The following is a 20344-nucleotide window of genomic DNA, read 5'->3' on the forward strand; positions in this document are numbered from 1 at the left end:
ATAGAAAAAATTGATATTTTTAAATTATTCTGTTTCAATTTTTAGGATTTCAACCTCTGTAAATAGCTGGCGATGGCCGGTTTTTTTTCTATATCTTTTCTTTGCCTTGTATTTAAAAATAATTACTTTTTTTTCTTTGCCCTGCTTTAAAACTTTTCCAATAACTTTAGCTCCCTTCACTAAAGGAGTTCCAATTTCCAGTTTTTTATTCTTTTCTAAAAGCAAAACTTCGGAAAATTTTATCTCTTTTTCCTCTTTTGCGTCAAGTTTCTCTATTTTTAATTTAGTTCCTGGCTCAACAATATACTGTTTTCCGCCAGTTTTAATTACGGCCAGTGTCATATTAGCATATAAACATTTAAACATATTAACATAACTCAAAATCAAAAAATTTTGCTGGAATGCTGGAATGCTAAAATGTTAGAATGTTAGAATGATTATTGCTCTGGTTTTTCTATTTGTAATGGTTCAACTTTTTTCTCTCCTTTAGTTATCTTAGCCACATCTTTATCTATTTTGCCAAATTCCTTATATGCCTGATTATAAGTATTTACTGTTGTGCTAATATTATTTCCTAACCTCTGCAGAAAACTATCGTAATTCAGCAAATGTTTTTGAAGATTTTCTACTTGCTTTCCAATTTGCTTGGCTGATTCTTCTATCTGCAGAGCGCGCAAGCCCTGAAGCACGGTTTGCAAATAGGCATAAAAAGAAGTCGGAGAAACAATAATAACATGCTTTTCTTTAAAGGCATATTCAATTAAGTCGTAAGTAGTTATCTTTATAGCACCAATTTGATTAATTAGCAAGTCATAATAAATGCCTTCAGAAGGAATGAACATAAAAGCAAAATCCATTGTTCCTTCGTCTGGCCTGATATATTTGGCTGTTTCCTCAATTCTCGTTTTTATATCCTGTTTAAATATTTTTTCTAATTTCTCCCTTTTCTCCGGCTCTTTTTCCTCTAAAATTTTATTGTAGTTTTCTAAAGAAAACTTGGAATCAATTGGAACAATTTTATCTTTTATAAAAATTACTGCGTCAACAATCTCGCCATCCTTGAATTGATACTGAAGCTTGTATTGATTTGGCTGAAAAACATTTTTTAGCAGGGTTTCTAAAAAATACTCGCCTAAAATCCCTCTTTGTTTTGGATTAGCCAAAACATCAGTCAATTTACCCAGTTGCGATTTAACATCTAAAACATGCTGGTGGTCGCTGTGGATTTTCTCCAACTGGCTGGTTACGTCTCTTACAATCTTACCGCTTTCATTAAGTTGTTTTTGTAATGACTCTATATTCTTTTCGCTTGTTTTTTCTATTTTTTCCCGGATTTCTTTTAATTCCTGCTGGAACAAATTAAAAACCGGCTCATCTTCTTTTCTTTCTTTTAATAATCTTAGCTCTTTTCTAATTAAAAAAACTGAGAGCACCACTCCCCCGCTAACAACTAAAACTATTATTAAAACAAAAAACAACTCAGCCATAATAAAAATGCCTCATTCTAAAATGAAAAATCTATTCTTTTATTCCTTTAACTGCTTCTTCTTTTTCTGTGTCAAGCAAAATGATATCCTTTAAAGTTTTCAAAAGACCAATCCTTTCTTTTTCATCTAAATAAGGCAATCTATCTAAAAATTCCTTTCTTTGTTCTTCTGTTATTAATGGAGTTTCTTTAATAAGGCCTTTCAAAGATTTATTTGTGAGAAGAATATTAGTCATAAGTTTATATTTCTCCAAAAATAATTGCTAAAATCCAATCTATTAGACCATACTTTTTTTCTGAGAATTCTTTATAAACTTCTTTCTGCTCGTCTGTAAGTTTTTCTGGCTCAATCCCCCAACTTTCAAGAGTTTCTCTCAAACCTTCCTCATCTTCTTCCCATTCTCCTTCTAATTCTTCATCTTTTTTTATTAATTTAGTAAATTCTTTTTTTATATTTTCTTTCCCTTCTTTGCCTTTTCCAAATTCTTTTTCTATTTTCGCTTTTCTTTTAGAATCTTTGTCAATTTCTTTTGATAATTCTCGTGCCGCTACATCTCTTCCCATTTTTTCATAACATTTCTCTATTATTTCATCTGTGGTTTTTTCCACTTCCTCTTTAAGAATATCATTCTTTTTTTCTTCAAATTTTATATTCCATTCCTCTCCCAATTCCTCTTTTTTGGTATTAATTTCTCCATTTTTTATTTCATTACCTATTTCAATAATTTTTTCAAATCTTGTCATTTTTATCTTCCCACCTATTTGCTTCCCTGTTATATTAACTTTATCCTCACCAAAAGGATTAATTTTTCTTGCTTTTTTTATTTTTCCAATCTCCTCTGGAGAAATTTCCTGTTTTAGAAAAGCAAGAACATCACTTTCTTCTATTTCCTTCAATCCTTTCAAATTCTTATTTAAAGTTTCCTGCAGATAATCTACTCTTGACTTAGCATAATCATCAATACTTCCCGCTGCTTTTTGCTTCACAGGCGATAATCTGTCCCATTCCTCCTGAAAAAATTTATTTATTTCTTCAATTTTAAAAGTTTCTATTCCTTTTTCTACATAATCATTTTTTTCTCCTATACCTGCTTCAGTTTTTGTTTTCTTATCTAAATTTTCTCCAACAAGCTTTTCCCAAACTTTTTCTTTAATTGGACCCTCGGGAAGACGTTTGAAAATTGCTGTTTTTATATCCGGAGGGAGATCTTCTCCAAAATATTCTATTTCTTCTCTTAAATTTTCAGCGTATTTCCATTCTTTATTCTCTTTATCAAGTAAACCCCAAAATTCATTCTTATCCCTGACACAATCCATTACTCTGCTTTCATCAAACTCATCTATGTCTTGCCCTGCCAATTCCGAATAATCATCTGGGTAATTTTCTATTTGCTCTTTTAACCATTCTTTACCTTGACTAACTAAAATATCTTTCATTTGCTCCTCAAGAATGCCTTGAATACTTTTAATAGTATCTTTATCTACGCTAAATCTTTCTTTGTCGTAAAATCTTCTATAAATTTCACTTTTTCTATCCTCTGTTTTCTTTCTTTTTTCCTCTTCCAATTTTTCTCCCAATTCAGGAGATTTTTTCTTCTTTTTTCTCTCTACTTTTTCTTCCTTTTCCTTTTTTTCTTTTTCTTCTTCTCCTTTTCCCGCTTCTTTTTTTCTCGCTTCCAGTATTTTTTCAATCTCTTCCTTTGACATACTATCTTTATCTATTTCTTTATCCGCTATTTTTTCTCCTTTTTCTTGTTTTCCCACATTTTTTTTGTTATTATTTTCATCTTTTAGTTCCGACCTTTTTATTTTTTCTTTTGTTTCGTTTGTAAAATCATCCTCTTTCACTTCCTCCTCTTCTTCAACTGAAAAATTCCAGCCCGTCTCTTTGCCCGTTTCTTTCATCTCTTTGAGAATTTTTTTTCCTAATCCTCTTTCTCTTTTTCTCATGTTTTTTACCCTGTTAAATAATTTTATCCAAGTCTTGACCTTTCCATTATTTCTCTTTCAACAAGTGCTCTTGGTCTGCCATATTTTAGCTTGGAGATTTTCTTGACTGGTTCTACAATTTTTGGATTACCTCCAACTGGTTTAATGGTTTTTACCTTAAATGGAGAAGAAACCTTGTTGTCTATTATCATCTTAACAATAAACTGAAAATTATCAAGATTAACTAAGTCATAACGGGAGAATTCCGGCTCAAGGACATTTTCCAAAAATTCAGCATCAGTGGCGCCAATTCTGAAGGCAGCAATTGTTCCCACGTTTCCAATCACAGCGTTTCTAATCTCATCGGTTAATTGAGGAATAAACTGGTGTGCTAAAATTAAATCCAAACGGTATTTTCTCGCCTCTGATAAAATAGTAGCAATGGTATCAGTGGTGAAGTTTTGAAATTCATCAATATATAAGTAAAAATCTTTTCTCTGTTCTTCAGGCAGTTTCCCTCTTTTCATTGCAGCTAACTGCATTTTTGAGACCAAAATCAAACCCAATAAAGAACTATTCATTTCGCCTGTTTGTCCTTTTGACAAATTGGCTAAAAATATTTTTCCTTCATCCATAATCTTTGCCAAATCAAACCCAGAAAAGGACTGGCCAATAATATTCCTCATCATTTCATTCTCAACAAATCTGCCAACTTTGGAAACAACATAACCAAGCATATCTGACTTTGTTTCGCCAGTTGTTTGAGCCCATTCTTTCAGCCAGAACTGCTTTACTAAAGGATCTTTGACTTTTTCTAACCGTTCCTTCATAAAATCATCATCTGTAAAAATTCTTGGAATTTCCACTAATGTTCCTGGGTTTTCTTTATCTGCCATTAAAGCAAGCATTGCGTTTCTCATATAATGCTCAAACATAGGACCAATGATTTCTGGAGGAAAAAGCTTGGAGAAAATAGCAATCATTTCAGAAACAGCAAAATCTTTTTGTTCAGGCGTATCCCATTCCAGCATATTTAATCCGCATGGTCTTTCTAAATCAAATGGTTCAAACAAAACCACATCTTCAGCCCTTTCTTTTGGAATATTTGCTAAAGTGTCTTCAATCAAATCACCGTGAGGGTCAATTACAGCTACCCCTCTTCCTTGTTCTATATCCTGACGGATCATTTCTCTTAACAAGGATGACTTACCAGTTCCGGTTTGACCAATAATATAACAATGGCGGCGCCTGTCGTTTTCTGAAGCAAAATAAACATCTTTTTCTTCATTGCGAAAAACTGCCTTACCTATTAAATTAAGTCCAGTAGAGGGCAATTCAGTAGGCGGCGCTGTTTCTTTTGTTTTGACCCACTTGATTTGAGGGCTTTCAATATTAGATAAAGGGAAATGATAAATACTTGTAAGTTCTTCTAAATTTAGAATACTCCTCTGGTTTTTATTGAAAACACGAAAACTGAAATTATAAATAAACTGCTTGAGTTTGTTCGCTTTTATTCTTACTGCCTTAAATTCATTGAAATTATTATAAAACTGGGAAAAACCGCTTTCTAAGTGGTCTAAAATTTCCTCTGCCCTTGATTGTTCCGGTGCTACACTTACTAAACGGATATTTATATCAAAAACCGGCTTTTGGATTTTTGTTTTAATTGCTTCAAAGCTCGGTTCTTCAAATGGTTTGTCTTTTTCTTTATCTAATAGTCCTTTCTTCTCTTCTTCTTTTTTTGGAGATACTGCTTCAAAAAATGATTCAAAAAACTTCATTATTCCGCTTTTCTCTGCTTCAGTAATAGCTGATGAGGCAGATTTTCCTTCTCTGATTTTATAAAGAACCTTTTCTCCCTTATACTTCAAATCTATTGGACAAGGCCTAAGAATTATTTGAACTGCCGCTCCTTCGTCAGGATTAATCTTGCTTAAAGTATTAGTAATGCTTGCCAAAGGATCTCTATCCAAATTTTTATAAGTATTAATCGGATAATAAATTGCTTTTTTTAATTTTAGATAACAACCAGATACTTTTCCTTCTGGTTCAAATACAGTATAATCTTCAGGAACTTTTTCTACTTGAGCGCCTGGATATAATCCCTGAATATTTTTTTCTAATCTGGTTGCCAAATCAGTTGGAACAGCAACATAAAAAGAAATATCACTGCCGCCTGTTTGTGAAGCAATTTCTAAAGCAATTCTTGGCGAGCCTTGCAAAAATCTTTTAATAAAATTCGGCTTTTCTAAATACAAAAAATTAGAATATATCTGCTCCATTATTCCAATCACTGATTTTATGTCCTGTTTCTCTTTTTCTTCTTTCTTTTCGTATTTCGGTAATCTCACCAAAAACAAAACCATATCCAATGATTTTGTTAATTGCTTAATTTTTCTTTTCTTAATAACTAAAAACCAACCTGTTCCAGCAAGAATAAAAGCTATAAAAATTAAAATCGTAAATAAAAAATACATAAATAGTATCAATAGTATTTCACTGTTTTATTTTCTTCCAAACAATCTTTTTATTATTCCCAGCCTACCTTTCTCTTCCTCTTCTTTCTCTTTCCCTTCTGGTATTCCTGTTTCTTCTCCACTAATTTTTTCTTCATCTTTTTCTGACTCTGTCTTTTTCACAAGCTCTCCTCTTCGTTCTAATTCTTGTAATTCTTCCTTTAATTGATTATAATTTTCTTCCAATTTCTTCATTTCTTTTTCTCTTTCTTCTAAATCTATCAGAGGATTTTGCCATTTTTCTTCTGGTATTCTACGAATTCCACCTTTGTCAAATTCACCTTTTTCTATTCTTATTTTAAATCTTTCCGCATTCTCCTTCGCCATAGTTAACATCTTATATTTCTGGTCTATTTCTAAAATTACTCCTTCTAAGTTATTAAAAATCTCCTCGGCTTTTTCTGTTAACAATCCATTTCTTTGCAACTCTTTCCAATTTTCCATTTCTCGCATTTTTTCCATAGCTTCTTCTATTTTTTCTTTCTCTTCTTCTATTATTTCCCTTTCTTCTGGTGTTAATTCGTCTTTTAACTCTTTCCTTGTTTCTTTAATCTTTCTTTTGTCTTCGGCTTCAATCTCGGCTTCTTGTTCCTCAATTTCCTCTTCTGACACTTCTTCAATTTTTTCTTCTTTAACTGCCCCTTCTTCTTTCCTTTTTTCTGCTCTTGTTCTGCCCTCATATTCAATTTTAGGTTTTTCTTGTTTTGGCATAAATTTAAATTTTGAATTTTTTTTATTAAACTCGACCTTTTTATTTTTCTAATTTATTTTTCTAAAAATTTCTTGAAACGGCCTTCTTCTGCTAAAGTGTCGTGGAATAAATCTAAAAGATATGGGTCGTTCATTTTCCGAACCACTTCTACCGCATAAGCCAAACCCTGGGTTTGAGCCAAATCTAAAAGATGCTGGATCTTCCCTTGAACCGTTCCTTTTTTTATATCATCGGCTTGCTTTTGGGCTTGGACTTTTGTTTGAGGAGATAACTTAACCTTTTCAATCTCTTTTTCTATTTCTTTCCTTGCTTCTTTTTCCTGCTCGGTTAATTCTTTCTTTTCTAAAATCTCCTCCCTTTCTTCTAGGGTTTCTTTGGGAAAAACCTCTTCTCTGTATTCCTTTCCCGGTGCCTTTTCAATTTTTTTATTTGTTTCTTCCATATTATTTTTGATTTACGATACTAAAATAAAAGTTTAAAACATCATTCATACATTCAACAATAAAACTCAAAAAATCGCTTCCATCGTGCTGGACAGATGCTTTTTCTAAAGCATTAATATATATACCTCTTTTTTCTAAAGGAATAATAGTAATCGGATAACTGTCTCGCAAAAGCATTAAATTCATTAAAAGCCGGGCTGCTCTGCCATTGCCATCAGTAAAAGGATGAATATGAGTAAAGCAGAAATGAAATAAAACAGCTCTTTTTATAGGATGAATATCAATATCGTTCATAATCTTTACAAATTCTTCCATTAATTCAGGAACTTTTTCTGGTCGAGGCAGAACATGACGAGAACCTTTAATAAATCGCTGGTTTTTTCTATAAAATCCAATGCCATATTCATATTCTTTTTCTAAATTTTCCATTGGTTTAAACAAAATTTTATGAACTTCTTTCATTAAATCTTCGTTTAAAGGATATTTTTCTTTTTCTTTAACAATTTCTTTGATAAACTTCAACGCCTTATTATATCCTAAAACCTCTAAATGATCTTTTAAGGGCTTGCCAGAGATAGTAATTCCTTTTTCTATTACTAATGCGGTCTCACCCAAAGTTAAAGTGTTCCCTTCTATCGCCGTGGAATTATGAATTTCATCAATAGCAAGTTTTTCTTCAAGCGATTTTAACGACCCTGCTGGCAAAGGCCTTAAAGAATTTAATTCCTTGTTTCGCTTTTCAATCTCTCTCAAATCCACCTTTTCAAAACTCGTCAGTACTTTATCCATTATTTCCTTAAAATCCGCGACATAACTTTGTAATTGATTTTGATTAGACATAGTCTATTTCTTTTCGCCTTGAAAATATTTTTCTTTCAAAAATTTACTAAATTCTTGCATCTCTTTTTGGTAAACCAATATTCCCTCTTCTTGCTTGGCTTGAGGCAAATCCTCAACCACATCCGCTCCTTGATTAGTGATGGCAAAAGCCCCATAAATTCCCCGTGATTCTATATGAAGCCGAATATCAAAAGCAACTTCTCTATCTTTGTAAAACTCATCTAATAATTCAATCATTCTTGATTGGTGTTTTAGATTTTCTTTTTTCCATTCTTTTTGAACTGATTCACTCTCTTTTAAATTTTTTGGTTCAGGAGATTTAATCCAAACCCAAGGAGCCCTTGATTGATGTCCTTTTACCTCTATTTCTTCGGGGCGCTTGGCGGGATGTCCTTCACAAGATTGATATGTTGGAAATTCTAAAGCTTTTAGGGTAATTACAGTTTCTTTAATCCCAGGATCAATAGGCCTTCCTTCGGCATCTGCTATTTTTTTAACTTCTTTCTCTATTTCTTTTAAGCGCTTTTCTTTTAAGGGTAACTTTAATTCTTGCGATTTCTCTTCGGCATTTTCAATTTTTGACTTGAATCTCTCTCGCATAATTCTACTATATTTTTATTTCACTATTTGTTCTATTCTATCATAATTGAACTAAAAATAAAGAGTTATAACACATCGAGGACAGTTCTCGATGTATTTATTTCTCTATATCTAAATATTCTTTAGCTTTTAACATATCTTTTTCAAAACTATCTTGTAAAACATCAATCTCTTTATTATAAACATTTCTAACAGCTTCGGTTATAGTCTTTTTATTTTTAAACATTTCTTGCCAAAGTTCTTGTAATTTCCTTAATCCGTATTTTTTCTCAAGCCAAGGATAAACAAATCCCTCCCAACTTTTGATTTCATCTTCCCAATCTTTCCCGGTTCCTTCCCACGAAAAACTTTCGCTCTTTTTTTCTAATTCCTTTAATTCTTTTTGAGCTTGTTTAAATTGATATTTTCTAAAACGCTTATTGCCAAAATTTGTTCTAATTTTTTCTCCAATGAAAATAGAGACCATTTCTTGCTCCCATTTACTCTCTGATTCCTCATTACCAACTCCGCCAAAAAAAGGATGCAGATGCCCAAGTTCATGACCCACTCCGGAAAATATACCGCTACGAGCAGTGTTTTCAATCTCTTTTAAAAAAATTCCCTTTTTTTGTAATAAATCCTTATATTCTTCTATTTCCTCTTTAGTTAGAACAGATACATACTTAAAAACACTTTTTGTCTCTTTATCAAAAGTTGCCGATTCCGGGGATATATTTGGAAAATTTTCCTTTAAGAATTTGGAATATTTTTCTTTATCTGAAAATAAATAGATTTTTGATTTCTCGCTTGCCATATCTCTTTTTGAACCCAATATCTTATCAACAAATTCTTTCACTTCATCAAATTTTTTCTCATCACCATCTTCTAAAATGTTTTTTATTTCATTATTATAATAAATCTCAAAATTTTCAGATGTTAACGGCCCTTCTTCAAAAATATCTTCTTTTTTTTCTGTCATTTCTTTTTCTTTTCCATATTCAATTTTTGGCGTAAATTTTTCCCTCATAAATCTAACACATCGAGGTCTGTCCTCGATGTGTTTATTAATTTATTAATATTTCTTTAAAATTGGAATCGGCCATTTGTTTTTTGAGCAAAAGCCATTGTTTAATAAAATGACGGCTATTATCTACACTGCCCATTAAGTTAGCTAATAACTCTCTGTTTGTTAATGAAGGATAATTTTTCCTGCCTAAATAATCAGGATAACTTGACCATTTATAACTTTCTAAAAACTCAATAATTTCTTCCAAATTTTTAATTTTAATTCCTTGTTCTTTCCATTTAGGAGCTATAATGGCCACTGGATTCGTATGGATATAAACAAATAATGTTTTTAATTGCTCATCATTTTTCACAAGAACTGCTCTAAATTTTCCCCCGAAAACATGACCCTTTCTTTCGTATTTCTTATTATAATAGATTCCATAACCTGCTCCAATTTTTCTCATAAACTTACTAATTCCGCTGTCGCTAATTTGTTTGACTAATAAATGAACATGATTTGGCATCAAACAAAACGCCAAAATCTGTATCAATATCTCTCTTTTCTTTCTTATAACTTTGCCGAGAACTGTTCTCGGCAAAGTTTTAGCAGTCTTGTGACGATAACCTGAATCAATTGGATTTTCGTCGTTGAATTCAAATAAATTATGAAGAAAACGAAAATAATCCTTTTCATTCCTAAAAAGATTCATTCCTTCAACTGCTCGAATAACAATATGGTATATTTCTTCATTTACTAACGGTGGCCTTTTAATTGGCATATTATTTTTAACTGTCCGAGAACGGTTCTCGGACAGTGTTATTTTACGAGGATCTCGGTGATGATGAAAAGGATGTAAACTCCTAATAGAAATAGTCCTTCTTTTTTGGTAATTTTTCTGTCAGAACGGACAAATATTAAAAAGAATAAAGCAGCCATAATTAAGAAAAACCGAGCAACAGCGTAAGGAGAAAAACTAACGATTTCAATCGGACAAATAATAGCTACAATGCCTAAAACTAAGGTAGAGGCGACTATAACAACACCCATTAAATCGCCTAAAAGCATCCAATTCTGGCCTTGCCGGGCTGAAAGCATGGTAAAATACGCTTCTGGAAAAGCATTGCCAATGGCAATAATAAACATTCCAATAAAAACCAAAGAGAAATGAAAGGTCTCTGCAAAATAATAAGCTGATTCTACCATTCCTTTAGAGGCTGCGAGTAAAATAATTATTCCAAAGGCTACTTTCCCCAAGCCCTTAAAAAAATCTTTAAAACTTTTTGCGCTAATTTTATTCCCATTATATGTCTTGCTGAATCTTTCTTTTTTAGAGAAAAGCCAAAGAGCATAAAATATAAAAGCAGAAATCAAAACCATTCCATCGCCTCTTGATAAAACGCCGTCAAAAATTAGAAAAAGAGGCAAAAGAGCAATAATGAAAGTAAAGACCGCTGATGACTGAACCATCTTGCTCCTAGCTGGTATTCCCTTGCTAATAAAAGCAGACAAGGCAACAATAACTGTTAAGTCAAGAAGATTGCCGCCAAGCGTATCTCCAAAAGAAAGCTGAGGAACTCCTTTAAAAGCAGATAGAATGCCAAAGAAAAAATTAGGCGCAGAGCCGGCAACAGCCACTATAAAAAAAGCAATGACAAATTCCCTTAATTTTAAAAAACAAGCCATTTTTACTAATCCATCAACAAGCCACTTTCCAGACAAGAAAAGCAAGAAACAAGAAACAAGAAAAAGTAAAATATAAAAATAAAACATAGATTATTGAGTTAATAATTCACAAAATACAAAAGTAATATAAATGCCTAATAGAAACAGAGCTTCTTTTTTAGTAATTTTGCTATCAGTCCGAACGCAGAAGAAAAAGAACAAGGCTGAAAGAATTAAGAAAAATCGAGCAACAGCAAAAGAAGAAAAATTAATTATTTCAATCGGACAGATAAAAGCAACAATTCCTAAGACCAAAGTAGCAGGCACCATGATTGAGCCCATTAAATTGCCTAAAATCATTCCAGTCTCCCCCCTTTTAGCAGAGATAATAGCAAAATGTATTTCAGGCAAAGCGTTTCCAAGGCCGACAATTAAAATACCGATTAAAGGCAAAGATAAATTCCAGTTCTGCGCGAAAAAAGAAGCTGACCTCACTATTCCTTCTGCTGCTACTAACAGTAAAACCAGGGATAAAATGACTGTAGTCAAGCTCTTTATAAAAAGCTTAAATCCTATAATAGTATCTTTTTTTTCTTCTTTTTCTTCTTCTTTATAAACTTTTTTAAATCTTTCTTTTTTAGAAAAGAGCCAGAAAACATAAAACATAAAAGCAAAAATTAACAAAATTCCGTCTCCCCTGCCTAATGTCCCGTCTAAAATTAAAACTATTGGCAAAATAGCTACAGCAATTGTAAAAATTGAAGAAGTTTGAATAAGCTGGCCTTTTGCAGGGATAAACGTTTTTGAAATTAAGACAACCAAAGCCACTGCTAATGTTAAATCAATAACATTGCCTCCCACTACATCTCCAAAAGAAAGCTCAGGAATTTTGTAAAGAGCTGAATTAATTCCGACAAAAAGATTTGGAACAGAGCCGGCAAAAGCCATAACAAAAAAAGCAACCACAAATTCCTTCCATTTTAAAAACCTGGCTATTCTAATCAATCCTTCAACTAATAGCCTTCCTGACCAAAGAAGAATTATACAAGAAAAAACAAAAATAAAAGTATAAAAACCAATCATGCTTTTTTAGTTATAAAATACCATTTCGTTGCCTCAATCAAGATTAAATTAGAAATTCCTATTCCTAAAATCAATTTCCAGTCATACCAATTTAACGGCACAGTCTTTAAAAGCGTTTGTAAAGCCGGAACATATAAAGCAGCCACCAAAGCTGTTAACCCAACAATCCAGCTCAAAATTAAAAGCTTATTAGAAAAAAGATTTATATGCCAAATATTTCTTCTTAAACTCTTGCAGGAAAAAATATAAAAAAGAGAATCAATAGCTAAAGCTGCAAAAATTATTGATTGAATATGCGTATGGCTATAACCAGAATATCTTAAAAGCCAAAAAAACAGCGTTAAAAGCAAAATATCTGTAATAATTCCAATAATAAAAATCAAGGCCTTCATCTCATTTGTTAAAAGAGAACTGCCTTTTTCCTGCGGTTTTCGCTTCATTAAGTCCTTTTCTTTCGGCTCAAAAGTTAAAGCTATGCTGGGCAAACCATCTTCAATTAAATTTATCCATAATATTTGAACAGCAATAACAGGCAATGGCAGGCCTAAAACAATACTTACTCCAATTAAAATGGTCTCTGTGAAAGAACCTGAAAGCAGATAAGTAATGACTTTTCTAATATTATCCATTATCGCCCTTCCTTCTTCTATTGTAGCTACAATAATATTAAAATTATCTGTTAATAAAATTAGATCTGAAACTTCTTTTGCTACATCAGTGCCTGAACCTAAGGCTATGCCAATATCAGCTTTTTTAAGAGCTGGAGCATCATTAATTCCGTCTCCTGTCATTGCCACCACTTCCCCTTTTCTCTGCCATGCCTGAATTATTCTCAATTTATGTTTTGGTTCAACTCGGGCATAAACTTGAATGTCTTTGATTCTTCTTTCAAATTCTTCATCTGAAAGCTCATCTAATTCTTTGCCTTCTATAATATTTTTTTCTTTTATTCTAAAGCCTATCTCCTTAGCTACTGCTTTAGCAGTTAGTTTATGGTCTCCAGTGACAATCATTGGCCTCATACCCGCCTTTTTACAAATCCTTATTGCTTCTTTTGCCTCTTTTCTAACAGGATCTTTAAGAGCAATAAACCCTAAAAAAGTTAAATCCTTGACTTCCTCTTCCAAACTTTTTCCTTTTTCATTTTTACTTTTTACTTTTTTCTGTGCTGTTGCTACCACTCTTAGCCCTTTTTCAGTTAATTCTTCTAATTGTTTATTTAATTTCTGTTTTAATCTATCATTTAACAGTCTATTTCTGTTTTTAATTAATAAATGAGAAGAAAGAGAAATTATTTTTTCAGGCGCGCCTGAAACATACAAAATATTCCCTTTTTTGTTTTCCTGGCGCAAACTGGCAATAAATTTGTTTTCAGGATTAAAAGTAATCTCGTCAATTTCTAAATACTCTTTCTCCAAGCTTGGCTTTTCAAGACCAAGTTTTGCGCCAGCTGAAATAAACGCTTTATCAGTGGGCTCGCCCTGAATCTGCCAAACAGGATAAAGATCTTCAGGATTTTCTATAAATGCCTCACTGCATAAAACAGCGGCTTTTAAAGACAATGCCTTTGTTTTTTTATCAGAACTAATAATTTCTGCCACTTCCATCCTCCCCTCAGTCAGAGTCAATGTTTTGTCAGTGGCAATAATAGAAGTGCTCCCTAATGTTTCTGCCGCTACTAACTTCCTTACAAGGCCTTTTCTTTTCAGAATTCTCATCATTCCAAGGGCTAAAATCACAGTTACAGCAATCGGAAGCCCTTCTGGAATAGCAGCCACAGCCACAGCCACAGCCACTTCAAACATCTCTAAAGCGCCTTGACCCTTAAGCAAACCTGCTAAAAAAATATAGACAGCAAAAATAGTAACAATCAGCCCGATTTTCTTACTCAAAACAGCTATCCTTTTCTGGAGAGGCGTTTTTTCTTCTTTAGTTTCTTTTATTAAATCAGCTACCCTGCCTATTTCTGTATCTTTGCCAATTTCAGTAATTACTGCTTTGCCTTTCCCGCCTTCTATCACGCAACCCATATATACCATATTATCCCTGTCAGCTACTGAAGTTTTTTTAGGCAAAATATCTGTTGTTTTTTTAGCTCGCAGCCACTCGCCAGTTAAGGGCGATTCATTTATTTTGAGTCCGTAATTCTGGATTAAACGGCCGTCAGCCGGCACCTTGTCTCCAGCAGACAAAACAATAATATCTCCTGGCACAAGATATTCAGCGTCAAGCCTTCTTTCTCTGCCTTCTCTGATTACTTTGGCTTTTATCTTAACTATTTTTTTCAATTCTCTTAACGCTTTAGACGCCTTGTTTTCCTGAAAATAGCCGATAACAGTATTAAAAATAATAGCAGCCATAATAACAATACTGTCAGTATAAAGTTTGAAAACAGCAGTGCCAATTCCAGCAAACACTAAAATATAAATTAAAGGGCTTTTAAACTGCTCAAAAAATATCCCTGCCTTAGATAGATGTTTTTCTTCAGGAAGCCTGTTTAGTCCAATTTTTTTTCGCCTCTCAACTACTTCTTCATTAGACAGACCTGTCTCTTCATCAGTTTCTAAAATTTTAACAACTTCCTGGATAGAAAAATTATGCCAGCTTTTTTTAGACATTACTCTATTATAACAAACTTTAGTTTGATATACCAAATTTCTGATTTGCTATAGCAATTTATATTTAGAAATAAAGTAAAGAAAAAGAGGGATTGATTAATCCCTCTTTTTCTTTAATTATTTTACTCTTCAGATTCTTCTTTTTTTTCTTCTGTTCCTCCTTCTTTAGCTTCTCCTTCTTCTGTTTCTGTCTCTTCCTGCATTAAAAATTCTGTTGTCATTTTTTTAATTAGTTTATTATTTTATCAGAGAGAAAACAAGCCGACTACCTTTGTAAAATCTCTCATAATCAAATGATAGATTAAACAAAAAACTTGTCAATACCAGTTATCCACAGGACGAAATAACTACCGAGAACAGTTCTCGGTGGCTCTTGTGGCCCTGACGGGATTTGAACCCGTGTTACCAGATTGAGAATCTGACGTCCTAGACCAAGCTAGACGACAGGGCCGTTTATATTTTCTTTTTATCACAAAATCTATTGAGGTTCAACTGCTATTCGTAATCAGGCGGGATTTCGTAATAATCAATAATATATTTTGCCAATTCTTGGAAAACAGGCACAGCAGAATACTCTGCTGTTTTTGTTTTAGGATTATCAAGCTTTACTAAAATAAGGAATCTGGGGTCAAAAGCAGGTCCAAATCCTACAAATGTCTGCCATGTCTTATCTGAATAACCCTTTTTATCAAAACCAAGAGACGCCCAAGAGACCTGGGCAGTGCCTGTTTTTCCGCCAATATAATATCCTGGAACTCTGGCAGTTTTAGCATAACCATGCTCTACCACGCTCACTAACATAGCTGTAGCCTTAGAAGAAGCATTAGAAGATATAATTTGCTTTCCATCACTTATTCTTTCTATAACGTAAGGATTTACTAGGTTCCCGCCATTAATAATAGCGCAGTAAGCCCTGACTATCTGAATAGGGGTCATTTCTATACCCTGGCCAAAAGAAGCAGTGGCAAAACCTATTTCATAACCTTTTTTCAACTCTTTGTTTTGGGAAAAAGTTTCTTCCTGCAAATCAATGCCTGTAAGTTCAAAAATGCCGAATTTTTCAATATACTTTAAAAAATCTTTATGCCCTATCTGCTCTTCAACAAATACAGCTCCAGTATTTATTGATTTCTCTAATACTTCTGTCATTGTTTTCTCGCCCCATACCCCTTTATCATAGTTATAAATAGTATAATCACTAATTTCAAGCTGGCCCTTATCAATATAAGTGGTCTGTGGAGTTATTTTCCCTGCATCAAGAGCGGCTGACATAGTAATGGCTTTAAAAATTGAGCCCGGTTCAAAAAGCCAATAAATAGCGCTGTTTTGAAAACTTTCCTGCTCTTCCTGAAAATAGTAATTAGGATTAAATCCAGGCAAATTAGCCATAGCTAAAATCTCTCCTGAAAATGGCTCTATAACTATAATCTGACCTGATTCAATATCCAGTCCTTGTTTTGCGTCTCTCAACAATTTCTCTGCCATTGACTGGATATGATAATCAATAGTTAAAACAATATCAGAACCCTTTTGCGGTTCGTCTCTTGAAGGTAAAAACAAATCAATCCACGCGTTTCTTCCTCCTTCTTGAAACTTCTCTTCTCCCCTTAAAGTGCTGTCATAATAACCTTCTAAACCGTATTGGCCTGTGCCCTGTCCGCCTAAAAAACCAACAACTTGAGAGGCTAATGATTCTTGGGGATAATATCTTCCTAAAAATTCTTTAAGATAAATGCCTTTGATTTCTAATTCTTTTAACATAGACACTTCTTCTTCAGATAATTTATTTTTTATGAGCTGAAAAAAACTGTCTTCTTGATTTAGCTTTTCTAAAACTAATTCTGCCTCTAATCCAAGAATTTCCGCCAGTTTTTGAGATGTTTCTTGCTTTTCTTTTACTTCTGGAGGGCAGACATAAACCATTTGCCAGCTCTTATTAACAGCTAAAGGATATAAGGATCCTTTTCTGTCTTGGAGATAAATCTCTCCCCTTTCTCCTTCAATCTCGGCAAAAAACTTCTGCTGTCCCTGGGCCAATGCTTTATAAAAATCATGGTTTGAAATTTGGATATAAAACAAGCGGCCTATTACAACCGCTCCAAATAATAAAAAAAGAAAAAAAATTATATTTATACGCCAGTGTTTCATTTTAACATTTTAACATTTAAGCATTTTAACATTTTGTTTATATGTTAGTATGTTTCATTTGGCTATTGCTGTGCTTTCTAAAATCTTAATATAACCAATCCTTCCTACTTTCTCATAATTCAATTCTTTAGCTAATAATTCAATATTCTCTAATGAATCGCCTTGGAAAAGCCCTATTTCCAAGTTTTTATTCTGCTGTGAAAGCTCTTTAATATCCTGCTGACAGTTTAAAATAAGATTGGACTCATTTGTTGTGCCATTAATCTGAATTATATAAGAAATACTTAAAGAAATCATTAGAATAATACAAAAAGACAAAAGTAATTTAGAAAATGTTATTAAATTAATTTTACTGTTCATATTTTTATTGCTGCCCGCAAGCGAGCCGACCTTGAACGAGGATTTATCCTTATTTCATCGTCTGTTGGTCTGATTGGTTTTTTAGTTAGTATTTTAATCCGGCCTTTTTTAGCTTTTTCTTTAAAAATTTTTTTAACTATTCTATCTTCCAAAGAATGAAAAGAAATAATTACTATCCTTCCTTCTGGTTGTAAAATTTCTAATGCTTGAGGTAAAACATTTCTGATGTTTTCTAATTCCTGATTAACTGCAATCCTTAACGCCTGAAAAGTTCTTGTGGCCGGGAAAATTCTTCCTTTCTCATAATTTTTAGGAACCGCTTTTATAATTATCTCTTTCAGCTGGAAAGTTGTTTTAATTGGTTCTATTTTTCTTGCTTTTGCTATTTCTTTAGCTATTCTCTTTGAAAATTTTTCTTCGCCATATTCCATTAATATCTTTTCAATCTCTTTCTCTGGCCATTTGTTCAAAATCTCTTGAGCAGTCAATCCTTTGCGCGAATCATAACGCATAATCAATGGTTCATCTTTCTGAAAAGAAAATCCTTTTCCTGATTCTTCTATATGCCAGGAAGAAAAGCCCAAGTCAAATAAAATTCCAGCAGGCTTAAATTTATATTTCTCAACGATCTTTTTCAAATTTACATAAGAATCATTAACTAAAACCAATCTATCTCTCTGTTTAACTGTTTCAAACAACCGTGTGTCTATTTCTATTCCTAATACTTTTCCATTGGGCTTATTTCTTTCCAAAATGGCTAAACTGTGACCAGCTCCCCCAAGTGTTGCGTCTATAAAATTCTCATTCGTCTTCACTTGCAGATATTTGATAACTTCTTTTTGAAGAACAGGTATGTGCATTGGTATTTAAATTGAAAATTATAGTCCTAATTCTCCTAATCTTTCAGCAATATCGCCTATTCCAGCTTCTGTCTTTTGACTATATTCTTTCCATTTGCTTTCATCCCAAATCTCAATCCTGTTATATAGTCCTGCAATAACTATCTTTTTTTTAAAACAGGCATAGCTTTTTAAATAATCAGGAATAAGAATCCTGCCTAAACCATCTATTTTAACATCCATAGCTCCAACAAGCATTATCCTGGCAAATCCCCTGGCATCGGCCTGCGATAAAGGAAGCTTGCTTAGTTTTTCCGCTAACTTCTCCCATTCTTTTAAAGGATAAAGAAAAAGGCAGTTGTCCAGTCCTTTGGTGATAACTGCCTTTCTGCCTAAAATCTGCCGAAACTTTGTCGGAATAGCCAATCTCTTTTTTTCGTCTATTGAATATGTATATTCGCCGATAAACATAGTTATCCACAGTTTTGGGTAGTTATCCCATAGTTATCCACAATCATCCACTACACTTACTTTATACTCCACTTTAACATTGATGTCAAATACATTAAAATATCCTAAATCCCTCTTAAAACCATTAACTTTTCCACAGATAATCCACAGTTCAAAAAAAAGGAGGAAGTGTAAAAAACCACTTCCTATTTTATATTTTTTTCATTTTTCCTACTTCTTCGTATGGCAGTACTCTCACCAGTGCCACATATTTCTTGTCTCGAGAAATTTTTACCACCATACTTTTTGTCGCTCCGTCAGATAATATCATATCTCCTTCCTCTATTTCTACTTCAGTAGGCATCTTTTTTAAATCACCTCCTTTCTTTATTTTAAAGGTCATTTCTCATTTCCTGCATTTCATTTCTTATTTTCTCAATCCTTTTATCTCTTTCTATAAAATTCTTAATATTGTTGTATAGAAAATATTCAATTACTAATGTTAAAAGAAAAAACAAAACAGCTAATTCAAAGGCAACAATAAAAAATGTTGATATTCCTATCATTATAACAAAAACAAAAATACCAATGATTTTTAATTGTTCTTCGTGGCTGAAATATTCTTTAAAATCAAACCAAACAAGTTCTTGCGTCTTTCTTATCTTTTCCCTAATTTGCTCCTCAATAATATCAAGTTGTTTATCTATGCTTAAATAATAGATATTAAGTTTTGTTTTCATTACCAGTAATATAACATACTACTGATAATTTGTCAATAGTTCATCTATGGTCTTAAAATTCTGTGGTGCTTCAATATTAGCTGTCTGGTTAAAATCAGACATTTCTATATTTAATTTAATATCTATTAATCCATCTTGGGTTTTGTCAAACTTGCTGATATCTATTTCTTTCTTAAGCTTAATCCTATAGGGCAATTTATCTTTTTTGCCAATCCATATTTCAGCTGGTATTTCTCCTATTTCTCCAGTTTTTTCAAAAAAATCATCTAAATCTAAAACCACCATATAATGATACGCTTTCTGGCCATTGATTTCTTCGTCTGCCAATTCCTCTTTCACTTTAAACATCTTTACTTTCTCTAATACTTCTTTTATCCCTACTATAAATTCTTCCATTTTTTCCTCTTCTTCTGGCGGCTGATATTCTTCTCCGGCTATTTTCTCCAAGCTTTCTTGATCTATCTTAATCCACTGATTTTTAAAATCCTCTAAATCCATACCAAGCATTGCTAAAAACGGCTCTAAGGCAGGAAAAGCTGGAATACTAGTAAGTTTAAAATAGTTAGTATCATCTATGGTTTTACTCTCGCCATCCAATGACAATTCCATTCCTTCAGCCGCAAAGAAAAATTTAAATTCTATTGCTGATTTTACATTCTCAGGGTTAGTAATATCTGCTTCTGCTTTAATATTTCCATTGATATTAAATTCTTGCTCTTTTTTTATTCCAATCTCAAAATCAACATCACTATGAAAAGTTTTTACTTTAGCCAATTCAATGCCCATTTCAGTTATAACAACGCTTGGATCAGGCCTGAAAGGATTCCACGTTGGATCCCATGCTTGGATATAGAGTGAACTAAACAATATTGATGCGGCTATAATAAGAGAGAAATAAATTGTTATAATTATTTTTTGAGACACAGATTT

The 20344-nt window shown here is 32.7% G+C and carries 21 protein-coding genes and 1 tRNA gene; all 22 read right to left on the reverse strand.

From position 1 onward, the window contains the following. Window positions 1-24: 24 nt before the first annotated feature. Window positions 25-342: a 50S ribosomal protein L21 gene (rplU, locus tag KAT95_01095; protein ID MCK4520449.1), complete on the reverse strand. Its 318-nt coding sequence runs from the start codon at window positions 340-342 to the stop codon at window positions 25-27. A gap of 95 nt (window positions 343-437) precedes the next feature. Continuing rightward, the gene (locus KAT95_01100) at window positions 438-1487 is read right to left on the reverse strand and encodes a DNA recombination protein RmuC (GenBank protein ID MCK4520450.1); all 1050 of its coding nucleotides are present in this window, start codon (window positions 1485-1487) and stop codon (window positions 438-440) included. A gap of 31 nt (window positions 1488-1518) precedes the next feature. Then, window positions 1519-1722 carry a hypothetical protein gene (locus tag KAT95_01105; GenBank protein MCK4520451.1) on the reverse strand — a complete coding sequence of 68 codons (204 nt, stop codon included), beginning with the start codon at window positions 1720-1722 and terminating at the stop codon, window positions 1519-1521. Between the two features lie 4 nt (window positions 1723-1726). Beyond that, complete coding sequence (locus tag KAT95_01110) at window positions 1727-3436, reverse strand: hypothetical protein (GenBank protein MCK4520452.1); 1710 nt, start codon at window positions 3434-3436, stop codon at window positions 1727-1729. Window positions 3437-3459: 23 nt separating this feature from the next. Then, window positions 3460-5892, reverse strand: a complete 2433-nt coding sequence (locus KAT95_01115) for a type IV secretion system DNA-binding domain-containing protein (GenBank protein MCK4520453.1) — start codon at window positions 5890-5892, stop codon at window positions 3460-3462. 27 nt (window positions 5893-5919) lie between these two features. Continuing rightward, entirely contained in the window at window positions 5920-6642 is a 723-nt protein-coding gene (locus KAT95_01120; GenBank protein MCK4520454.1) for a hypothetical protein, read from the reverse strand. A 53-nt stretch (window positions 6643-6695) separates the two neighbouring features. Continuing rightward, window positions 6696-7085, reverse strand: a complete 390-nt coding sequence (locus KAT95_01125) for a hypothetical protein (GenBank protein ID MCK4520455.1) — start codon at window positions 7083-7085, stop codon at window positions 6696-6698. A 1-nt stretch (window position 7086) separates the two neighbouring features. Continuing rightward, window positions 7087-7926: a Fic family protein gene (locus KAT95_01130; protein MCK4520456.1), complete on the reverse strand. Its 840-nt coding sequence runs from the start codon at window positions 7924-7926 to the stop codon at window positions 7087-7089. 3 nt (window positions 7927-7929) lie between these two features. Then, window positions 7930-8526 (reverse strand): hypothetical protein, encoded by a 597-nt coding sequence (locus KAT95_01135; protein MCK4520457.1) that lies wholly within the window; start codon window positions 8524-8526, stop codon window positions 7930-7932. A 97-nt stretch (window positions 8527-8623) separates the two neighbouring features. After that, window positions 8624-9532, reverse strand: coding sequence for a hypothetical protein (locus tag KAT95_01140; protein ID MCK4520458.1), 909 nt, complete (start codon window positions 9530-9532; stop codon window positions 8624-8626). A 37-nt stretch (window positions 9533-9569) separates the two neighbouring features. Then, the gene (locus KAT95_01145; protein MCK4520459.1) at window positions 9570-10292 is read right to left on the reverse strand and encodes a transposase; all 723 of its coding nucleotides are present in this window, start codon (window positions 10290-10292) and stop codon (window positions 9570-9572) included. 38 nt (window positions 10293-10330) lie between these two features. Beyond that, a complete protein-coding gene (locus tag KAT95_01150; protein ID MCK4520460.1) occupies window positions 10331-11284 on the reverse strand; it encodes a sodium:calcium antiporter in 954 nt (317 codons plus the stop codon). Window positions 11285-11287: 3 nt separating this feature from the next. Then, entirely contained in the window at window positions 11288-12259 is a 972-nt protein-coding gene (locus tag KAT95_01155) for a sodium:calcium antiporter (protein MCK4520461.1), read from the reverse strand. Then, window positions 12256-14877, reverse strand: a complete 2622-nt coding sequence (locus KAT95_01160; GenBank protein ID MCK4520462.1) for an HAD-IC family P-type ATPase — start codon at window positions 14875-14877, stop codon at window positions 12256-12258. The genes KAT95_01155 and KAT95_01160 overlap by 4 nt, the downstream gene beginning before the upstream one ends. Window positions 14878-15253: 376 nt before the next feature. Next, window positions 15254-15328 (reverse strand) — tRNA-Glu (locus KAT95_01165). 44 nt (window positions 15329-15372) lie between these two features. Beyond that, window positions 15373-17025 (reverse strand): penicillin-binding protein 2, encoded by a 1653-nt coding sequence (locus KAT95_01170; protein MCK4520463.1) that lies wholly within the window; start codon window positions 17023-17025, stop codon window positions 15373-15375. A gap of 54 nt (window positions 17026-17079) precedes the next feature. Next, on the reverse strand, window positions 17080-17385 hold the full coding sequence (locus KAT95_01175; protein ID MCK4520464.1) for a hypothetical protein: 306 nt from the start codon (window positions 17383-17385) through the stop codon (window positions 17080-17082). Continuing rightward, on the reverse strand, window positions 17382-18245 hold the full coding sequence (rsmH, locus tag KAT95_01180; protein ID MCK4520465.1) for a 16S rRNA (cytosine(1402)-N(4))-methyltransferase RsmH: 864 nt from the start codon (window positions 18243-18245) through the stop codon (window positions 17382-17384). Before rsmH ends, KAT95_01175 begins: the two co-directional genes overlap by 4 nt. A gap of 18 nt (window positions 18246-18263) precedes the next feature. Further along, the gene (gene mraZ / locus KAT95_01185) at window positions 18264-18695 is read right to left on the reverse strand and encodes a division/cell wall cluster transcriptional repressor MraZ (GenBank protein ID MCK4520466.1); all 432 of its coding nucleotides are present in this window, start codon (window positions 18693-18695) and stop codon (window positions 18264-18266) included. A gap of 190 nt (window positions 18696-18885) precedes the next feature. Next, window positions 18886-19077 carry a hypothetical protein gene (locus tag KAT95_01190; protein MCK4520467.1) on the reverse strand — a complete coding sequence of 64 codons (192 nt, stop codon included), beginning with the start codon at window positions 19075-19077 and terminating at the stop codon, window positions 18886-18888. Next, window positions 19067-19414 carry a hypothetical protein gene (locus KAT95_01195; protein MCK4520468.1) on the reverse strand — a complete coding sequence of 116 codons (348 nt, stop codon included), beginning with the start codon at window positions 19412-19414 and terminating at the stop codon, window positions 19067-19069. Before KAT95_01195 ends, KAT95_01190 begins: the two co-directional genes overlap by 11 nt. 18 nt (window positions 19415-19432) lie before the next feature. Continuing rightward, window positions 19433-20338, reverse strand: coding sequence for a hypothetical protein (locus KAT95_01200; protein MCK4520469.1), 906 nt, complete (start codon window positions 20336-20338; stop codon window positions 19433-19435). Between the last annotated feature and the right edge of the window lie 6 nt (window positions 20339-20344).

The organism is Candidatus Parcubacteria bacterium (genome assembly GCA_023131895.1).
Lineage (GTDB): Bacteria > Patescibacteriota > Minisyncoccia > Minisyncoccales > JAGMDC01 > JAGLYZ01.